The 18,253-nt window shown below is 61.4% G+C and carries 21 protein-coding genes; 6 read left to right on the top strand and 15 right to left on the bottom strand.

All coding sequences use genetic code 11. The features are described from left to right. Nucleotides 1–83 precede the first annotated feature (83 nt). Complete coding sequence (locus tag C1J04_RS00935; RefSeq protein WP_009825557.1) at nucleotides 84–725, top strand: hypothetical protein; 642 nt, start codon at nucleotides 84–86, stop codon at nucleotides 723–725. Here C1J04_RS00935 and zapE read toward each other — a convergent pair. Further along, a complete protein-coding gene (zapE, locus tag C1J04_RS00930) occupies nucleotides 722–1,780 on the bottom strand; it encodes a cell division protein ZapE (protein WP_005850456.1) in 1,059 nt (352 codons plus the stop codon). The two genes, C1J04_RS00935 and zapE, sit on opposite strands and share 4 nt — an antisense overlap. A 124-nt stretch (nucleotides 1,781–1,904) precedes the next feature. Between zapE and C1J04_RS00925 the strand changes: the two genes are divergently transcribed. Then, the gene (locus C1J04_RS00925) at nucleotides 1,905–3,146 is read left to right on the top strand and encodes an MFS transporter (RefSeq protein WP_009825556.1); all 1,242 of its coding nucleotides are present in this window, start codon (nucleotides 1,905–1,907) and stop codon (nucleotides 3,144–3,146) included. Here C1J04_RS00925 and C1J04_RS00920 read toward each other — a convergent pair. The 6 genes from C1J04_RS00920 to C1J04_RS00895 form a co-directional block, all read right to left on the bottom strand. Next, entirely contained in the window at nucleotides 3,143–4,078 is a 936-nt protein-coding gene (locus C1J04_RS00920; RefSeq protein WP_009825555.1) for an alpha/beta fold hydrolase, read from the bottom strand. The two genes, C1J04_RS00925 and C1J04_RS00920, sit on opposite strands and share 4 nt — an antisense overlap. Continuing rightward, the gene (locus C1J04_RS00915; protein WP_009825554.1) at nucleotides 4,075–4,995 is read right to left on the bottom strand and encodes an ornithine cyclodeaminase family protein; all 921 of its coding nucleotides are present in this window, start codon (nucleotides 4,993–4,995) and stop codon (nucleotides 4,075–4,077) included. Before C1J04_RS00915 ends, C1J04_RS00920 begins: the two co-directional genes overlap by 4 nt. Next, on the bottom strand, nucleotides 4,992–5,612 hold the full coding sequence (locus C1J04_RS00910; RefSeq protein WP_009825553.1) for an HAD family hydrolase: 621 nt from the start codon (nucleotides 5,610–5,612) through the stop codon (nucleotides 4,992–4,994). The genes C1J04_RS00915 and C1J04_RS00910 overlap by 4 nt, the downstream gene beginning before the upstream one ends. 49 nt (nucleotides 5,613–5,661) lie before the next feature. Beyond that, nucleotides 5,662–6,111 (bottom strand): YaiI/YqxD family protein, encoded by a 450-nt coding sequence (locus C1J04_RS00905; protein WP_009825552.1) that lies wholly within the window; start codon nucleotides 6,109–6,111, stop codon nucleotides 5,662–5,664. 9 nt (nucleotides 6,112–6,120) lie between these two features. After that, nucleotides 6,121–6,954, bottom strand: coding sequence for an S-formylglutathione hydrolase (gene fghA, locus C1J04_RS00900; protein WP_009825551.1), 834 nt, complete (start codon nucleotides 6,952–6,954; stop codon nucleotides 6,121–6,123). A gap of 101 nt (nucleotides 6,955–7,055) precedes the next feature. After that, the gene (locus tag C1J04_RS00895; RefSeq protein WP_009825550.1) at nucleotides 7,056–7,985 is read right to left on the bottom strand and encodes an AEC family transporter; all 930 of its coding nucleotides are present in this window, start codon (nucleotides 7,983–7,985) and stop codon (nucleotides 7,056–7,058) included. A gap of 149 nt (nucleotides 7,986–8,134) precedes the next feature. On the opposite strand from C1J04_RS00895, the gene C1J04_RS00890 reads away from it, so the two are divergent. Continuing rightward, nucleotides 8,135–8,752, top strand: coding sequence for a TetR/AcrR family transcriptional regulator (locus C1J04_RS00890; protein ID WP_009825549.1), 618 nt, complete (start codon nucleotides 8,135–8,137; stop codon nucleotides 8,750–8,752). Here the strand turns inward: C1J04_RS00890 and paaK are convergent. Both paaK and paaI read right to left on the bottom strand, forming a co-directional pair. Then, complete coding sequence (paaK, locus tag C1J04_RS00885; RefSeq protein ID WP_009825548.1) at nucleotides 8,749–10,059, bottom strand: phenylacetate--CoA ligase PaaK; 1,311 nt, start codon at nucleotides 10,057–10,059, stop codon at nucleotides 8,749–8,751. The genes C1J04_RS00890 and paaK overlap by 4 nt on opposite strands. Then, nucleotides 10,056–10,493, bottom strand: a complete 438-nt coding sequence (gene paaI / locus C1J04_RS00880; RefSeq protein ID WP_009825547.1) for a hydroxyphenylacetyl-CoA thioesterase PaaI — start codon at nucleotides 10,491–10,493, stop codon at nucleotides 10,056–10,058. The genes paaK and paaI overlap by 4 nt, the downstream gene beginning before the upstream one ends. Nucleotides 10,494–10,606: 113 nt before the next feature. Here paaI and C1J04_RS00875 point away from each other — a divergent pair, with 113 nt between their 5' ends. After that, nucleotides 10,607–10,957, top strand: a complete 351-nt coding sequence (locus tag C1J04_RS00875; RefSeq protein WP_037953992.1) for a DUF2794 domain-containing protein — start codon at nucleotides 10,607–10,609, stop codon at nucleotides 10,955–10,957. Nucleotides 10,958–10,988: 31 nt separating this feature from the next. On the opposite strand, the gene C1J04_RS00870 is transcribed toward C1J04_RS00875, so the two are convergent. The 3 genes from C1J04_RS00870 to C1J04_RS00860 all read right to left on the bottom strand — a co-directional run bounded on the left by C1J04_RS00870 (nucleotide 10,989) and on the right by C1J04_RS00860 (nucleotide 13,622). Then, nucleotides 10,989–11,798 (bottom strand): C40 family peptidase, encoded by an 810-nt coding sequence (locus tag C1J04_RS00870; protein ID WP_009825546.1) that lies wholly within the window; start codon nucleotides 11,796–11,798, stop codon nucleotides 10,989–10,991. Beyond that, nucleotides 11,795–13,177 (bottom strand): leucyl aminopeptidase family protein, encoded by a 1,383-nt coding sequence (locus C1J04_RS00865; protein WP_009825545.1) that lies wholly within the window; start codon nucleotides 13,175–13,177, stop codon nucleotides 11,795–11,797. Before C1J04_RS00865 ends, C1J04_RS00870 begins: the two co-directional genes overlap by 4 nt. Before the next feature lie 67 nt (nucleotides 13,178–13,244). Then, nucleotides 13,245–13,622: a hypothetical protein gene (locus C1J04_RS00860; RefSeq protein ID WP_005850435.1), complete on the bottom strand. Its 378-nt coding sequence runs from the start codon at nucleotides 13,620–13,622 to the stop codon at nucleotides 13,245–13,247. 149 nt (nucleotides 13,623–13,771) lie between these two features. On the opposite strand from C1J04_RS00860, the gene C1J04_RS00855 reads away from it, so the two are divergent. Continuing rightward, nucleotides 13,772–14,422, top strand: a complete 651-nt coding sequence (locus tag C1J04_RS00855) for a carbonic anhydrase (protein ID WP_037953990.1) — start codon at nucleotides 13,772–13,774, stop codon at nucleotides 14,420–14,422. A 40-nt stretch (nucleotides 14,423–14,462) separates the two neighbouring features. After that, the gene (locus C1J04_RS00850) at nucleotides 14,463–15,062 is read left to right on the top strand and encodes an NYN domain-containing protein (protein ID WP_005850432.1); all 600 of its coding nucleotides are present in this window, start codon (nucleotides 14,463–14,465) and stop codon (nucleotides 15,060–15,062) included. 99 nt (nucleotides 15,063–15,161) lie between these two features. On the opposite strand, the gene C1J04_RS00845 is transcribed toward C1J04_RS00850, so the two are convergent. From C1J04_RS00845 to C1J04_RS00835, 3 genes are all read right to left on the bottom strand, one after another. Next, on the bottom strand, nucleotides 15,162–16,184 hold the full coding sequence (locus C1J04_RS00845; protein WP_005850430.1) for an aspartate-semialdehyde dehydrogenase: 1,023 nt from the start codon (nucleotides 16,182–16,184) through the stop codon (nucleotides 15,162–15,164). A gap of 76 nt (nucleotides 16,185–16,260) precedes the next feature. Continuing rightward, entirely contained in the window at nucleotides 16,261–17,436 is a 1,176-nt protein-coding gene (locus C1J04_RS00840; protein WP_009825542.1) for an MFS transporter, read from the bottom strand. Then, a complete protein-coding gene (locus tag C1J04_RS00835) occupies nucleotides 17,433–18,209 on the bottom strand; it encodes an aldolase/citrate lyase family protein (RefSeq protein ID WP_037953988.1) in 777 nt (258 codons plus the stop codon). Before C1J04_RS00835 ends, C1J04_RS00840 begins: the two co-directional genes overlap by 4 nt. Nucleotides 18,210–18,253: the final 44 nt, after the last annotated feature.

The following is an 18,253-nucleotide window of genomic DNA, read 5'->3' as shown; positions in this document are numbered from 1 at the left end:
GAATTGGCTATATTTACGATTTGTAGGGAATTTGCGTCCTAAGGTCCGAGGGTAACATTTTTGCCTTTGGGGGGACCAATGCAATGACCAATACGTATCAGAATTTCCTTGCGCTGCGCAGGATGGTGTTCGGCCATCTCCGTCTGCTCGCAATCTTTGTCGGTGTGACCTTTATCGTCGATCACTGGCGATCTTCCGGGGGCCACGACGCCGCGCAGGGCTATGCCAATGGACAGGTGGCGTATCTGGCCTCCGGTGGGCCAGCCTTTGTGCCGCTGTCGCCTGCGACGCTGCTCAACAAGATGCACAAAGACGCTTCCTTTGACGTGGGCGATGCCGTCAGCGCGATCGTCCAATCGTTCGATGATAGCAAACGCGGCCAAGTGCTTGAATCCTACCTGATCTGGGCGATTAGCACGGAGCGGTCGGACAGCTATATTGATACTTTGCTGAACAGCGCGGCGGCCAAAGGCGATTTCAAAGTACCACCGGCGCTTACGACAGCCTCTGGTGCGCTGGATACGGCAGGTTTGCTGACGGCGGTTGTTGTCGCCGAACGCAAGGCTTTGGCCGCCCGCCAGACTGACGGCGATCAAGATCATGCTCGCGACGGGCGGCAGATCCGCCAGTCCGTCGCATTTTACCACGATCAGGCCGCGCCACTCTATCTGGCTGCAGTCGATCTACAGCGGGATGGGTACGCCCCGGGGCGGCGGCGCAATTAAGCGCCCCAGCCTTCCCCCTGCATTTCGCGCAAACGCGATGCCGTACGCTCGAACTCGAAGGTGCCTTCCCCCTCCAGATATAGCATTTCGGGTTCGGCCGCGGCCGAGCAGATCAGCCTCACCTTAGCCTCGTATAACGCGTCGATCAGGGTCACAAAGCGTTTGGCTTCATTGAAGTTTGACCGGCCAAGACTGGGGATATCATCCAGCATCAACACGCGCACGGCCTCTGCCAATGTCAAATAATCTGCCGCCCCTAGGGGTCGACCACAAAGCGCGTGGAACTTGGCGCGGGCGACACCGTTGCGAAACTCGGGCACGACGACATCGCGCCCCTTCACCCGCAGGATCAGCTCCTCCCCCGGGCCGCCAGCCAAATCCTCCCAGACGGCATTCATCGCGGCACGGCTCTCTGGGTTGACGGGGGTGAAATAGGATTTCGTACCCGCCAATCGGTCCTGTCGGTAGTCGCGCGGGCTGGCAAGCTCCATCACCTTCATCTTCTCTTTGATCAATTCGATGAAGGGCAGGAATATTTGGCGGTTCAGACCGTCTTTATAGAGGTCATCCGGTATCCGGTTCGACGTTGTCACCACCACCACACCAGCGGCGAAAAGTGCCTCAAAAAGCCGGCCAACGATCATGGCGTCAGTGATGTCGGTGATCTGCATCTCGTCAAAGGCCAGCAGCTTCACGCTATTCGCGACCTCGGCTGCGACTGGCGCAATCGCATCGTCGACGCCTGTTTTCCGCGCCTCATGCATTGCGTTGTGAATTTCCTGCATGAACGCGTGGAAATGCACCCGCCGCGTTGGTACATCGCCCATATTTGCCGCGAACATATCCATCAGCATCGACTTGCCGCGACCCACACCACCCCAAAGATACAGCCCCTGCGGTGGCTCGGGCGCGCGCTTGAAAAAGCCCTTTTTCTGCGGGGCCATCAAGGCGCTGCGAATGCGGTCAAGCTCTGGCAGTACGGCCTCTTGCGCGGGGTCCGGCGACAGGCTGCCGTCGGCAACGCGGTTATCGTAAATGGTGCGTAAATCGGTCATGCCTTTGGCTTACTATGTGCCACAGGCTTTGGGAAGAACCCCCGCAGGACGATATGCGCGCAGTTTTGAAATTGACGGCCCCGGTTTCAAAGCTACGGTGGCGCCACGTGCTTCGGGGGTCATCATGGAGAAAAATACGTCAATCTTCACACCGGTGCTGATCGTCGGGTGTCTGATCATCATGGTCAGCTTTGCCGTGCGTGCCTCTTTTGGCGTCTTTCAGATCCCCATCGCGGAAGAGTTCGGCTGGCTGCGCTCCGAATTCTCGCTGGCGATCGCGATCCAGAACCTCGCCTGGGGCATCGGTCAACCGATCTTTGGCGCGATGGCCGAGAAGATCGGAGACCGCCGCGCCATTATCATCGGGTCCGTGGTCTATGCCGTGGGTCTGGTGCTGTCGGCCAATTCGGTGTCACCGATTGAACACCAAACCTATGCGTGGTTGGTGGGTTTCGGGATCGCGGGAACGGGCTTTGGCGTGATTTTGGCCGTGGTTGGCCGCGCCTCAACGGCCGAGAACCGGTCGATGTCGCTGGCCATTGCCACGGCGGCGGGCAGCGCGGGTCAGGTCTTTGGTGCGCCAGTGGCGGAATGGTTGCTGGGGTTCCTCAGCTGGCAGGCGACCTTTCTTGTCTTTGCGGGCGCGATCATGGCGATGTTGTTGACGCTGCCGTTGATGCGCGCCCCCGCGATGGCCAGCAAGGCCGAGCTGGAGGAAAGCCTGTCGCAAATCCTGGGCAAGGCGCTGCGCGACCCGACATTTACCTTCATCTTTATCGGCTTCTTTTCCTGCGGCTATCAGCTGGCCTTTATCACCGCGCATTTTCCTGCCTTCGTGACCGAACTTTGCGGTCCGATCCTTGCGGGTGGTGTGCTGCATAACATCGGGATCACAACAACCTCTGCCCTGGGTGCGGTGGCGATTTCCCTGATCGGTCTGGCCAATATCGCCGGAACATTGTTGGCGGGGTGGGCGGGCAAACGCTATTCCAAAAAGTACCTGCTGGCTGCGATCTATACCGGACGTACCGTGATTGCGGCGTTGTTTATCCTGCTGCCGATCACGCCGGTGTCGGTCATCCTGTTCTCCATCGGGATGGGGGCATTGTGGTTGGCGACGGTGCCGCTGACCAGCGGGCTGGTCGCGCATATCTATGGGCTGCGCTACATGGGCACGCTTTATGGGATCGTGTTTTTCAGCCATCAGTTGGGCAGCTTTATGGGGGTCTGGTTGGGCGGGCGGATGTACGACGCTTACGGCGATTACACCGCCGTGTGGTGGATCGGTGTGGCCGTGGGCGCGTTTAGCGCGCTGATCCATTTACCCATCCGCGAGAAGCGGTTGCCCGGGCTGGTGACGAGTTAATCTGTCGCCTTATCCGCCGTGTCGATATGTGCCTTGATCGCTGCAATGATCTGGGGCGCATGGGTATAGGGCAGGCCGTGGCCTGCGCCTTTGATCACCTCGTGTTCGGCGGCGCGGTTCCATTCGGCAAGGCTGCCGATGGCTGACGCGGGGATCACCTGATCATCCTGCCCCCAAAGCGCCAGCACAGGGATATCATGCGTCCGGATCGCGCGGTGTTCGTCCCGCAGCACATCCGCCAGAATACCGCGACGGCTGGCCAACACCCCAGGAACATGTTGCTTATAGTCCAACTGTTCGGCCTGATGGTCGTGGATGTGGCGGACCTGTACGGGGATGTCACGTTCGGCCCTGATGCCGCGCCGGAAGGTCGGCGGGAACAGCGCCAGCATCAGCCAATCGCCGACCAGCGGGGTTTTGGCCATAAAGTCCACCAGCTTGTTCGGTGCCAGCCCCATCCCAGCGGGCGCCAGCAGGATCAGCCGTTCGACACGTTCGGGGAAAGCGGCGGCAAAGCACGTCGCGATAGAGCCGCCCATGGAATAACCCAGCAGGGTGAAGCTGCCGGTGACATCCTGATCTTCCAGCAGGTCTTGCAGCTGTTTGATAAAGAACTGGCGATCTTGCGGGCCAGACGGACGGTCAGAATAGCCGCGCCCGTAAAGGTCATAGGTCAGAGTCCGGTACCCCATCGACGCCAACCCGCGGGCGACCGCGCGCCAGACGATGCTGGGGGTGGTCAACCCGTGGATGCAAACGACGACAGGGCCTTGAGCGGGGCCGGTCCACGCGTAATGGGTCACGCCGTCGGGCAGCTCTGCGAATTGGCCAAGGGCGCTGCCGCGGTCCGCGTCCTCCATTTCGGCACGGTTGCGTTCGATCACAAGCGGGATTGCGATGATCAGAGCCGCAATGAGAAGAAACCAGATCATCTGTGAGCGCGCCACCGGTCAAGGATATAGCGGCTGGTCATCAGGTCGAGATGTGCGCCGCCGCCGTTTTTGAACAGGGTGATGTCATCCTCTGACTGGCGGGTGAACGCGCCAAGATCATAGTAATCCGCGACGATGTCACTTGCGCTCAGCACACCTTGGGCCATCGGAATCTTCAGCTCACCGATATGTTCAACCGTGGTGTCGAGGCTGTCGACAAAGACCCGGGCACGGGTCAGCGCCGTATCATCCACCTCGCGCATGTCGGGGCGGTAGGCACCGATCAGGTCAAGGTGCTGGCCGGGTTGCAGCCACGCGCCCTTGATCAGCGGTTCGGTCGACATGGTGGCGCTGGTGATGATGTCCGCGTCGCGCACCGCGGCCTCAAGATCATCGGCGATGCGCAGCCCGTCGATATCACGTGCCATCGCCTGAGCATTGGGGGCGGATCGGTTCCACACCGTGAATTCGGCATCGGGAAACGCCGCCCGGTAGGCAGCGTGAAGCCCGCGCCCTTGGGTGCCCGCGCCGACGATCAGGATTTTGCGGCTGTCAGGGCGGGCAAGCCTGCGCGCGGCGAGCAGGCTGTCACCGGCGGTTTTCCATTTGGTCACGAGGTGAAAATCTACCAAAGCCTCGAGCGCGCCGTGATCATCTGCGTAAAGCGACACGCCGCCGTTCACCATCGGTGCCCCTTTGGCGGGGTTGTCGGGAAAGATGGTGGCGGATTTCACCGCCAAACCCAGCCCGTCGATCCATGCGGCGCGGTTCAGCAAGGTATCCTTGCCGCGATACAAAAACGTATCCGCGATTTCGGCGCGCGGCAGGTTGTGCCCCTCGGCCAGTGCGTCGGTCAGGCCGATCCAGTCCAGCAGCGCGTCGCCGGCGTCGAAGGGGATGATGTCGAACTGGGTCATGCGGCCTCTGCTTCGGTCAACAGCCCCGCAGCGACGAGCCTGTCAGCCCATCCGTCCGGCCCGGTGAAATGATGGGTCTGCCAGCCGCGGGCGTTGGCGGCGTTGATATTGTCGATACGGTCGTCGGTGAACAAAAGCGCGTCGCCGGACAGGCCCGATCCTTCCTCGAGCGCTGCATAGATCGCGGGGTCGGGTTTGATCATACCCATATGACCCGAGATGAAATCGCGATCAAAGGCGCGCAGGAAAGGGTAGTGTTCTGCCGCATGATCATAGGATTGGATGCCGAAATTGGTCAGCGAAAACACCGGCACGCCCTTGGCCTGCAGCGCCTTTTTCAGCCTGAGAGAGCGGGGGATCACGGGGGCGGCCATTTCGATCCAGCGATCATGCCACATGCGGATCTCGTCGCGCCAGACGGGGTTGGCTTCAGCGGCGGCATAGATCGTGTCGGTGAAATGCTGGCCGCTATCGACAAGATCGTTCATGCCGTGCAGGTCCACCTCGGCGAACATGGCGCGGCGGCGGTCCTCTCCGATCACGGAGTCATAGAACCGTTCGGGCTGCCATTCGATCAGCACATTCCCGATGTCAAAGACGACTGCCGCTGGTTTCATGTGCTCTTCCTTTTGCCGGGTCGATGGGGGCACCTGCGCCGCCCTTGCCCTATCGTTGTGCCGCGCGAAGCTCGCGTTCTAGCGCGTCCAGAAAACGGGAGCGGTCGGCCTTTGTAAACCCTTTGCCGCCGCCCTGGCGAAACGGGTCCGCGGCACGCAGGTCGGCCATCAAATCACGCGTCGCCAGCACATTGCCAATATTGGCTGCGGTCAGTGCTTCGCCGTTGTGTTTCAGCACCCGCGCGCCGGCTTCGACGCAGCGCGCGGCAAGGGGAATGTCGCCGGTCACCACGACGTCACCGGGGCCGCAGCGTTCGGCGATCCAGATGTCGGCGATGTCGGGTCCATCGGGGACGATCACGGTTTCGACCAGCGGGTTCTGCGAGGGACGCAGCCCGCCGTTGGACACCACAAACATCCGCACCTTGTGGCGGGTGGCGACGCGTTTCGCCTCTGCCTTCACGGGGCAGGCGTCCGCGTCGATATAAAGCACCGTCATCGCCGCGCCCTATCGCGCATAAAGCGCATCGGCGTGGAAGGCGATGTGGTCTTCCATGAAGGTCGAGATGAAGAAATAGCTGTGATCATAGCCCGGCTGCATTCGCAATGTGGCGTTCTGGCGGGCTTTCGCGATCGCCTCGGCCAGTGCTTCGGGTTTCAGCAGGTCAAGGAATTGGTCATCGGTGCCCTGATCAATGAGGATCGGCCCGTCAAAGCCGCGTTCCGCCATCAAAAGCGTCGCGTCATGTTTGGCCCAGGTTGTCTCGTCACTGCCCAGATAGGCTGCCAGTTGTTTGCGGCCCCAGTCACTGCTGGTTGGATGCGCAATCGGCGCGAAAGCCGAGACCGAGGTAAAGCGCCCCGGCAGGTTCATCGCCAGCGTCAGCGCCCCGTGCCCGCCCATGGAGTGGCCGCAGATCGCCTGCCGGTCCATATCCAGCGCGAAGTTTTCAGCCAGCAGCGCCGGCAGTTCGTCGGCGATATAGTCCCACATCTGGAAATGCGGTGCCCACGGGTCTTGGGTGGCGTTCACATAGAAGCCCGCGCCCTTGCCCAGATCATAAGCGTCGTCGTCGGCCACATCCTCGCCGCGGGGGGAGGTGTCGGGAAAGACCACCGCGATACCGTGTTCCGCGGCCCATGCCTGCGCCCCCGCTTTGGTCATCGCGTTTTCATGGGTGCAGGTCAGCCCCGACAGGAACCACATCAAGGGCACCGGGCCCTGCTGCGCCTCTTCGGGCAGGAACAGCGCAAAGGTCATGTCGCAGTTGCAGGCGGTGGAACGGTGGGAATAGACGCCTTGGGTGCCTCGGAAGCTGGCGTTTTCGGAAATCGTTTTCATCGGGCGTCTCCTGTGTCTGGTTGGTCTATGGCTATCGGCCCTCGGTCTGCGCGGCAAGGGCAGGACGCTGCGCTGGCTGAGTATTTGCGAAAGGGTGAAGGCTAAAGCGCGGTGACCCACGCGATGACAAGGCTGACGCTGAGGATGCTGAGCAGTGTCGAGACAAGGATTGCGGCAGACACCCGTTGCGGTCCGACGTTATAATGTTGGGCCAGCATATAGACATTGCCCGCGACCGGCAGCGCGGCGGTGGCGATGATCACGCCCGCCTTATACGGATCGACGTTGAACAGCCACAGCGCGGCAAAGGCGACAAAGGCCGGATGCAGCACGAGTTTGCAAAACGACAGCCAGCCCGCGACATGCAGCTTCTCCGCCGATTTCGTCGCCAGCGACGCCCCGATGGCAAAAAGCGCGCCGGGGGTCGCGGCCCCGCCCAGGATGGCCAGAAATTCGTTCATCGGATCAGGGATCGGGATCTGAAGGCCGGACCAGATAAAGCCAAGGGTCATGGCGACGATCATCGGGTTTTTCACCAGCCCCACGGAAATCGTGCGCAAAGCGCGCAGGCTCAGCTGACCATCGCGCGCCCCGGTGATCAGGATCACGATGAGGCTGGAAAACACGATCAGATCCACCGCCAGGGCCAGCACGACGGGGCCGATTGCCTCTGTCCCGAGCAGCAGGGTCAGCATGGGCACGCCGAGGAAGCCGGTGTTGCCGATCACGGCACATTGGGCCTCCATCGCGGTGGCGGGGACATCGAGGCGGCGCAGAAAGCCTGTCAGCGTTGCGATGCCATAGACAAAGCCCGTGCCCCATAGATAGGCCGCGACAAGGCGGCTGTCCCACACCTCGGCCAAAGAGAGGTTGGCGGAAAAGCGGAACAGCATGGCAGAGAGGGCGAAATAGAAGACGAATTTGGTCAGATAGGCCGTGGCCTCTGCCGTGAAGAACCGCGTGCGCCCGGCCCAATAGCCCAAGCCGATCAGCGCGAAAAAGGGAAGTGTCTTGAGAAAGATCGCCAGCATGTGAAATTGGTAGCGGCTGCCTGTGCTTCGTGCAACGGGGCAACAGTGCTGTGACGCAAATACACAGGCTTTGGGGTGGGGGGCTGCATTTGGGACTTGGAACTGAACGGTTCAGTTTATACTCTGCCTTTCAAACTGCCGGAGCCTTCATGACCAGTGACCAGACCAAGGTTCGTAAGGGCCGTAAATTCGATCAGGTTCTTGCGGGGGCGCGTGATGTCTTCATGGCGGACGGGTTTGAGGGCGCGAGCGTTGATGCGATTGCCCGTGCCGCCGGTGTGTCCAAGGCGACGCTTTACAGCTATTTCCCCGACAAACGTCTGTTGTTCATGGAGGTCGCCGATACCGAATGTGCCCGCCAGTCGCGGCAGGCTTTCGACAGCATCGACACAGATGCGCCGCCGCGTGTGGTGCTGGGGCTGGCCGGTCGGCATCTGCTGGGGTTCATCACATCGACCTTTGGTCAGCAGATGTTTCGCCTGTGTGTGGCCGAATGTGACCGCTTCCCCGAGCTTGGCCAGCGTTTTTACAACTCTGGCCCAGCTGTGGTCCGGCGCGAGATGGCGGGGTATTTCGAGACCGCTGTCGCGCGTGGGCAGCTGCGTATGGAGGACCCGCTACTGGCGGCCGACCAATTCGGAGAGCTTTGCAAGGGGGATGTCTGGCTGCGACTGACCTTTGGGATCATCGACAGGATTTCTCAGGCAGAGATCGACCGCGTGGTAGACAGCGCGGTCGATGTATTTCTGGCGCGCTACGCGGCTTAGCCCTTGGGCCGGTTGTCGATAATCCGCACCGCTTTGCCTTCGGAACGGGTGATGGTGTTCACATCGCCCACGTCGATCATCACGCTGATGCCCACGGTTTCCTTGATCTGCGCGGCCAGCTGCTGTGCCGCTGTTTGCCGGGCGGCATCGTCGACGGTGGCGTCGACACATTCGCACAGCACCCGCATCTGATCCATGCGGTCGGGCTTGCTGAGCTCGATCTGGAAATGCGGGGCGAGACCGGGGGTGGCCATCAACGCCTCTTCGATCTGGGTGGGGAAGACGTTGACGCCGCGCAGGATGATCATGTCGTCGCTGCGGCCGGTGACTTTCTCCATCCGGCGCATGCTGCGGGCGGTGCCGGCGAGCAGGCGGGTCAAATCGCGGGTGCGGTAGCGGATGATGGGAAACGCCTCTTTGGTGAGCGAGGTAAAGACCAGCTCCCCCTGTTCGCCGTCGGCCACGGGCTGTCCGGTTTCGGGGTTGATGACCTCGGGGTAGAAATGATCCTCCCAGATGTGCAAACCGTCTTTGGTTTCGACACATTCGCAGGACACGCCAGGGCCCATAATCTCGGACAGGCCATAGATATCGACAGCGTGCATATCAAACGCCTGTTCAATCTCGAGCCGCATGGCATTGGTCCAGGGTTCGGCCCCGAAGATACCTACTTGCAGCGAAGACCGGCGCGGATCGATGCCCTGACGCGCGTATTCATCCAGGATCGACAGCGCATAAGAGGGTGTGACCGTGATGCCGTCGGGTTTGAAATCCTCGATCAGGCGGACCTGTCGCGGGGTCATCCCGCCCGAGATCGGTACGGTGCTTAGCCCAAGGCTATCTGCCCCCAGATGCACCCCCAACCCTCCGGTAAACAGCCCGTAGCCATAGGCGTTATGCAGCATGTCGCCGGGTTTCAGCCCTGCCGCGCGCAAGGACCGCCCCATGACACTGCCCCAATTGGCGAGGTCATTCTTGGTGTAGCCCACGACCGTCGGCTGGCCGGTGGTGCCCGAGGACGCATGGATGCGCGCCAACTGGTCGCGGGGCACGGCGAACATGCCGAAGGGATAGTTGTCGCGCAGGTCGGTTTTCACGGTGAAGGGGAATTTTGCCAGATTGCTTAGGTCGTTCAGATCGTCGGGGTGGACGCCCGCGGCATCAAAGCTTTGACGGTAGAAAGGCACATTCGCATAGGCGTGGTGCAGGGATTTTTTCAGCCGCTCCAATTGCAGGGCGCTGATTTCATCGCGGCTGGCAAGCTCGATCGGGTCAAGCGACGATCGGGCAGGCGTGAGGTCTTTCATGGGGTCATTTCCTCCTCGAAATGGTGGCCTTTGATGGTGCGTGACAGGCCACGGAACAAGGCAATGGTGCGCCCATCCTCCCCCGTGACTGTCACGTCATAGACGCCGGAGCGTCCGGTTCTGGATTGTTCGCGTGCCGCCGCGTGCAGCCGTTCGCCAGCCTTCCCCGGTGCGAGGTAGGAAATCTGGTTCTGCTGGGCGACGGCAAGCTGGTTGTAGCTGTTGCAGGCGAAGGCAAAGGCGCTGTCGGCGAGGGTGAAGATATACCCGCCGTGGGCGATGCCGTGGCCGTTCAACATGGCTGCGGTGACCACCATCGACAGATCCGCCGTGCCGGGGGCGATATGGTCGATGCGCATCCCCAAAGCCTGGCTGGCCGTATCGGTGGACCACATGGCAGCGGCGGATTTTTCGGCGCGGAGTTGCGGGGTCATGGTGGGCCTTTATGTTTCACAATTTGGATGCTTGCACAAATAATGTAACGCGTTCAAGAGAATTGATCGGTGGCTCTCTTGATTTGAGCGGCGAAGGGCGCAACTGTCAAAACATGACAGTGCATATTCATCCCTCACACCCGCAGAATGAACGCGCGCCCGAACAGGTTTCCTTTCACCGGACGGAGCTTGGCCCGATCCTGTCGCTCTATGGGCGCATGGTCGCAGCGGGGGAATGGCGCGACTATGGAATCTCTTCGCTGCGCGAGGTCGCGGTGTTTTCAATCTTCAGACGCACTGCAGAGATGCCGCTTTACCGGATCGAGAAACGTCCCAAGCTGCGGTTGAAGCAAGGGATGTACGCGGTGATCGGGGCCAATGGACAGGTATTGCGCCGCGGTCAGGATCTGGCTGCCGTGCTGCGCGTGCTGGAACGCAAGATGATCCGCGCCGTCGACACCTAGACCGCCGCGCCGGCCGAGGGGGCGGACGGATTTAAGGCCATTTGGAAGGGCTTAGCCGTTTTTGCCCGGTCAGCGGGCCGTCGGCTGTGGCGATACGGGTCAGTGCGTCCTGGATGGGTTCGCGGGTGACGGCCATATGATGCGCATTGGCGTGGATCATGGTGGAAGGGTCGAGGACCAGCGCCACATGGCCTTTCCAGAACAGAAGGTCATTGCGTCGGATGTCGCGCGGGACGGGGCCTGCACCTGCCACGGGCTCGGCAAAGCTGGTCTGCTGCTGATCGCTGTCACCGGGACAGGGAATGCCACAGGCGAGGAAGGCGGCCTGAACGAGGCCCGAGCAATCGATCCCCCAGCGGCTGTTCCCGCCCCAGAGGTAGGGCGTGCCGAGAAACAGCTCCGCGACGGCGGCGGGGTCCGGGAAAGCGTGCGGAATCGGTGCGAGGTGCTGGGTCGGGATATGACCAAGCGAGGTCTGGGCAAATCGGCCTTCCGTTCCCGTCACAACAACGCGGCTGCCAAAGCTGAGGCTGCTGACATCCGGTGATTTCAGATCGGCACGCGCATAGGCGTGGGTGGCGGGTGCGGTGACGACGTGAGTCGGGCGGACCGCAGGGCCGATGGCGGTTTCGGATATGTAACCGCAGTAGTTGTCCTTGGTCAGTTGCACATAGGCGGTGCCATCGGTGCGATCCAGCACGGTCAGCGCCTCACCCAAGAGCGCTTGCCGGTCGCGGGGGCCGTCGGGGCTGCGGTTCAGATCAACGACCGGCAGGGTGATCTGCGCCGCTGTCTTTTCGGTGATCCGCTTGGGGTCGGGATGCAGGCGTCGGTCGGTCATTTTGACAAGATCGCCCCGAGGCTGGCATGCAGCGCGCGTGTGGCCTGACCCACGCCGCCTTTGGCGCGGGCAGGGGCGGCGCTTGGTTGCCAGCCGTAGATGTCGAAATGCGCATAGGGGCTGTCGGTGACGAAGCGACGCAGAAACAGCGCGGCGGTGATACAGCCCGCGAACCCGCCAGAGGGGGCGTTATCCAGATCGGCGATACCGGGTTCGATCAGCGGTTCGTAGGGCGTGTGGAAGGGCATACGCCAGACGGGGTCGGCGTGGGTGGCGGCAGCGGATTCCAACGCGGCGACGAAATCGGGATCGTCGCTGAAATAGGGGGCAAGATCGGGGCCCACGGCGACTCGTGCGGCACCGGTCAGCGTCGCCATAGAGATAATCTGATCGGGCTTGTCCTCGTCCGCCAGTGCCAGCGCATCGGCCAGCACCAACCGGCCTTCGGCGTCGGTATTGTTGATCTCGACCGTGAGGCCCTTGCGCGAGGTTAGGATGTCTTGGGGGCGGAAAGCATTGCCGGAGACCGCGTTTTCAACCGCGGGGATCAGCACGCGCAGTTGCAGGTCCATCCCCGTGGCCATGATCATATGCGCCAGACCCAGTACCGCCGCCGCGCCACCCATATCCTTTTTCATCAGACCCATCGACGCGCCGGGTTTCAGGTTAAGCCCACCGGTGTCAAAACATACGCCTTTGCCCACCAGCGTCAGCTTTTTCCCGGTTTTGCCCCAGGTCAGGTCGATCAGCCGGGGCGCGCGGTCGGCGGCGCGGCCGACGGTATGGATCAGCGGCAGGTTCTGTGCCAACAGATCGTCGCCCGTGATGACAGAGATCTGTGCCCCGTGTTGATCTGCCAGTTTACGTGCTGCGGCTTCCAGATCGGGCGGGCCCATATCCGAGGCGGGCGTGTTGATCAGGTCGCGGGTCAGCATTTCCCCTTGGGCGAGGGCGCGGATGTGATCGGCGTCGATCCCAGCGGGCGCAACAAGGCGGGCGGCCATCGGCGATTGCGTGGCATAGCGGTCAAACCGATAGGACGAGAGCAGCCACCCCAGAGCCTCCACCGCGAGCTCTGCCGCGGGCAGGTCGGCGTGCAGGTCATAGTCGCCCTTGGGCAGCTTTGCCGCGGCACCTGCCAGATGGAAGCGCCCCCGTTTGCGGGCGCTGGCCGTACCGTAGCCCGCCAGAGCCATGCGCAGCGCGCCATCTTCGCCCGGCAGCGACAACGCCTGCCCCAACGCGCCGGTAAACCCCTGTGCCGCGACCCAAGTGCGTGTGGCATCGGATTGCCCGTCGAGCCAGTCAGGCAGGGCATCGGACGCAATCAGATGCAGCGGGATCGCAGCGGCGGAGGGATCGGCGAAGAGAGCGGACATAGGGCTGGGCCTTTCGTGCGTGATAGTCGCGCGCAGCCTAGACGTATCCTGTGGCGCTGCAAGCCCGTCAAAGGGTCACATCCTGCGTGTCCCAGATCGCGGTCAGCGACCGTTCGCCGATGCGGATCAGCCGCGTGAGCGTCGCCCCGATCGCGACGTGACTGTTCTGGTCGATCGCGCAGATCACATCCCCCGCGACGTTTGCCAGCTTTTGCAGCCCCACCTGTTCGGCAATCGCAATCAGCGACCGGCAGTTTTTACGCAGCTCAAGCCAGTTGGATGCCTGATACAGACGGTCGCAGTGGGACATGCGCAGGGCCAATTCCTCCATCGCGCGACAGACGACATCTTCGGCCCCTGATTCACCCAGTTGGTCATACAGGATACCCAGACGTTCCTGATCTACGCGGACTTGTTCGACTGGCCGCATTTGCAATACATACATTAGAGTCACCTCATCATTACGCCCCCACAGCGCATCTGCACTATGTCGGCCAATTGATGTCCAATTCGTTTACGGCCGTGTGCGTTTTCGCTCGAATACGATGCGAATTCAGAGTAATTTGGTTAAAATTTAGTAAAGGCGAGACAGAGATGGATAACGCGAAACCGCTCCCGAATTATCTGGTTCAACGGTATCACGGATGGAAAGCAACCAGTTACGCTGAAAACGAGTCGTGGTACCGCCGTTTGGCCAGCGACGGGCAGCATCCTCGTGCAATGATCATTTCGTGCTGCGATAGCCGCGTGCATGTAACATCGATCTTTGGGGCGGATCAGGGTGAATTCTTTATTCACCGCAATATCGCCAACTTGGTGCCACCTTACCAGCCTGACGGGCAGCAGCACGGTACGTCGGCCGCGGTTGAATATGCGGTTCAGTCGTTGAAAGTTGCGCATGTTATCGTGTTGGGTCACTCCAGCTGTGGCGGTGTGCAGGGCTGTCTGGACATGTGCAAAGGCAACGCGCCAGCGCTGGATGCCAAGGACAGTTTTGTCGGTCGGTGGATGGATATCCTGCGCCCGAAATACGATGCGGTATCGGACATCGAAGACCCGAAAGAGCAGGCGCGCCAGCTTGAGAAACACGCTGTTATGACCTCTCTTGAGAACCTGATGACGTTCCCCTTTGTGGCGCAGCAGGTCAAAGCGGGCGAGCTGACGTTGCATGGCCTGTGGCACAACATCGGCGAGGGCGGGCTCGAGTGCTATAGCGCCGATAAAGAGATGTTCCGGCCTGTATAATGGGCTGGTCTGACAGGGACGGTTCCGGCGGCACCTGCGCGTGATCGTTCCTGCGCTTTTGCTGACCGTGTCGATCATCGGTACGGTCATCGCGACCTCCCAGCCGGTTTGGGGGGATCTGGTTTTGCTGGCGGGGCCTTGTGCCATCGCCAGCGCCATCTTGCTCCTGCGCGAGGCGCGGGTATGGTTGGCGGGCCAATCCCGGCGCAGTGCCCGTGGGGCGGTGGTGATTGACGGGTCAAACGTCATGTACTGGTGGGGCGGCACGCCGCTGATCACGCCCGTGCAGGACGTGGTGCGGACCCTGAAAGACCTTGGCTTCAAGACAGGCGTGGTCTTTGATGCCAACGCAGGGCATCTGCTGACGAACGCTTACAAAGATGATGCGGCGCTGGCGGCGATGCTGAAGCTGCCGGTGGATCAGGTGATGGTCGTGCCAAGCGGATCGCCGGCCGATCCCTTCATCCTGACCGCCGCGCGCGAGATGGGGGCGGTTGTCGTGAGCAATGACCGCTACCGTGACTGGGCCGATGACTTTCCCGAGGTGCTGCGACGCGGACATCTGATCAAGGGTGGATACCGGCAACAAGAGCTGTGGTTCGACTTTGCCACGCTGTCAGACAAACAGAGCGCCGCCTGATCACCAAAGCGCCCGCGGCAGCGTTGATCTGAACATGCCGGACATGAAAAAGGCCAGCGCATCGCACTGGCCTTTCCCAACATAAAGATCAGGGGGCGCTTAGCCTTTTTTCAACACTTCGCGGCCCAGCAGTTCCGCGATCTGCACGGCGTTCAATGCGGCACCCTTGCGCAGGTTGTCGCTGACACACCACAGGTTCAGACCGTTGTCGATCGTGCTGTCCTGACGGATGCGGCTGATGAAGGTTGCGAAATCGCCCGCACACTCAACGGGGGTGACATAGCCACCGTCTTCGCGCTTATCGATCACCATGATACCGGGGGCTTCGCGCAGGATGTCGCGGGCCTCGTTCTCGTCCAGATGCTCTTCGAACTCGATGTTGATCGATTCGGCGTGGCCCACGAAGACCGGAACGCGGACACAGGTCGCTGTGACCTTGATTTTGGGATCGACGATTTTCTTCGTCTCTACCATCATCTTCCATTCTTCTTTCGTGTCACCGCTGTCCATGAAGACGTCGATATGCGGGATCACGTTAAAGGCGATCTGTTTGGTGAATTTCTTCGCGGGCTTGTCGTCGGTGGGGTTGTAGATCGATTTGGTCTGGTCCCACAGTTCGTCCATGCCATCTTTGCCCGAACCGGACACCGACTGGTAGGTCGACACGACAACACGTTTGATCGTGGCGCGGTCGTGCAGCGGCTTGAGCGCGACAACCATCTGCGCGGTCGAGCAATTCGGGTTCGCGATGATGTTTTTCTTGGAATAATCGTGGATCGCGTCGGCGTTCACCTCTGGCACGATCAGCGGGATATCGGGATCGTAGCGGTACAGAGACGAGTTATCGATGACCACGCAACCGGCCTTGGCGGCCTTGGGTGCGTATTTTTTGGTCGCTTCCGAACCGACGGCGAACAGCGCCATATCCCAGCCCGTGAAGTCGAACGTATCCAAGTCTTTCGTCTTGAGCGTCTTGTCGCCAAAGCTGACTTCGGATCCCATAGACTTGCGCGAGGCAAGTGCCACGATTTCGTCTACAGGGAAGTGGCGCTCGGCCAGAATGTTCAGCATTTCACGGCCCACATTGCCTGTGGCACCCGCGATGACGACGCGATAACCCATCTTAAAACTCCAATACTAAAATGTGATGGTGCGGGCCTCTTATACCGCTTGGGCCCGCGGGGGAAGGGGGCGTGGCCTATTCGCCTGCATCGCGGGAAAACAGGTAGACGAACAGACCCGCTGCCATGAGCCCGGCAAACAGGGTGAAAATCATCACATAGGGGGCCTGCGCGGTGACGGCGGGCTGGCTGGCCGCATAGACGCGGCCCGACAGGAACTGCGCCACGCCAACGCCACCAATGCTGCACAGGTTCAACAGGGTCATGCCCCGCCCGACCAGCTGCGGCGGCATAAAACTGCGGCCGTGGGCGATGATCACCGCATAGGTCGCGCCAAAGAAACCGACAGCGGCCATCAGCGCGGTGGCAAGAATGATGCCACTGTCGGGGAAAAGCATAAGCGCCACCAAGGCCGCAAGGTTCAGCGCCGTGCCCCCGACAATCACCCATTTTGTGCTGCCGATCACGCGGTCCAGCGGGCCATAGGCAAGACTGCCTGCCACCATCGCGATGCCCATCAATAGGGTCGCCCAGCCGATCTGGTGAGCGTTCGCGGCAAAGACATCCTCGAAATAGGGGCCGATCCAAAGCCCGCGCAACGCGCCGACCTGGGCGTAGCTGACGCTCATGATGGGAAAGATGAACCACAGCGCCTTGATCTTGAACACGCCAAGAAGGCTGCCGCGTTGCTCCCCTTCGGGGGTGGCGGGGTCGCGCACGACGCTCCAGATGCCAACCGCCGTGAGCGTGGTGATGGCGCAAAGCCCCCAAAGAGACGCGCGCCAGCCGATCGTTTCCGCCGCAATCGCCATCGGATAGGATGCGACGAGATTGCCAAGCGTGCCGATGCCCACCATGACAGAGGCGAGCACGACAAAGCGGCTTGGTGCGAATTCACGCGCAAATATATAGTAGGCTCCCATCAACACCGGCGCACAGCCGATCCCGATCAGGACCATCGCCAGATTGATATGCAGCGGCTGCGTCGCCACCGCGAACAAAGCCGCCCCGCCGCCCCCGCCCACCAGCAGCAAGCTGGCCGCCGTGCGCCGCGGCCCGACTGTATCCAGCGCCCATCCCACAGGCAGTTGCATCGCCGCAAAGGAGAAGAACCAAAGCCCCGACGCAAAGGCGAGGTCTTCGGGCGTGGCCCCCAGATCAACGCGCAGTGACGGGCTGAGCACGGCCAGAAAGGCACGGAAAAACTGGCTGAGCACATAGCCCAGCCCCAACAAAGCTACCCCGCGCGTCATGTCAGTGTGTCACGCCATTTGCCCGCAAGCGCTTGCGCCGCGTGGCTGAGCAGCAGAACATCCGCCCCGACCGCAACAAACTGCGCCCCGGCCTCAAGCGCGTCGCGGGTCATGTCGTCGTGGGTCGACAAGATGCCCGGTGCCTTGCCCGCCGCGTGTACCTTGTGCAGCGCGGTCATGATCGCGTCTTGCACCTCGGGGTGGAGCGCATTGCCCATGTACCCCATATCAGCCGCCAGATCCGCAGGGCCGATGAACACGCCGTCGATCCCGTCGACCGCGAGGATCGCATTCAGGTTCTCAAGGCCTTTCACGCTTTCGACCTGCACCAGCAGGCAGATCTCATCATCCGCCGTGGTGCCGTAATCCGCGATCTGCGAGAAACGCGCGGCACGGGTCAGCGCATAGCCGACACCGCGGTCGCCGTGAGGCGGATAGGTGACATCGCGCACCAGCTGGCGGGCTTGATCGGCGTTATCCACCATAGGCACCAGCAGGGTCTGCGCCCCCGCATCCAGCATCTGTTTGATCAGATAGGTCTCCCCCACGGGGACGCGCACGACGGGATGGCTGTCAGAGGCTTCAAGCACCTGAAGCTGCGCCATGATAGAGCGCAGGTCGTTCGGCGCGTGTTCGCCGTCGATCACCAGCCAGTCAAAACCGGCGGTCCCCATCAGTTCGGCGCTATAGGTGTCCGCAAGACCCAGCCAGCAGCCAAAGACGGTGTCGCCTTGTTTCAAAGCCTGTTTGAATGCGTTGAAGGGGGCTGGCATGGGCATGATCCTTGGTGCTGTTTCGGCGTACCCTAGGGTCAAGC

Source organism: Sulfitobacter sp. SK025 (genome assembly GCF_003352105.1).
Classification (GTDB): domain Bacteria; phylum Pseudomonadota; class Alphaproteobacteria; order Rhodobacterales; family Rhodobacteraceae; genus Sulfitobacter; species Sulfitobacter pontiacus.
The sequence above is the reverse complement of the archived record's forward strand: the minus strand, read 5'-3'. Positions and strand labels throughout refer to the sequence as shown.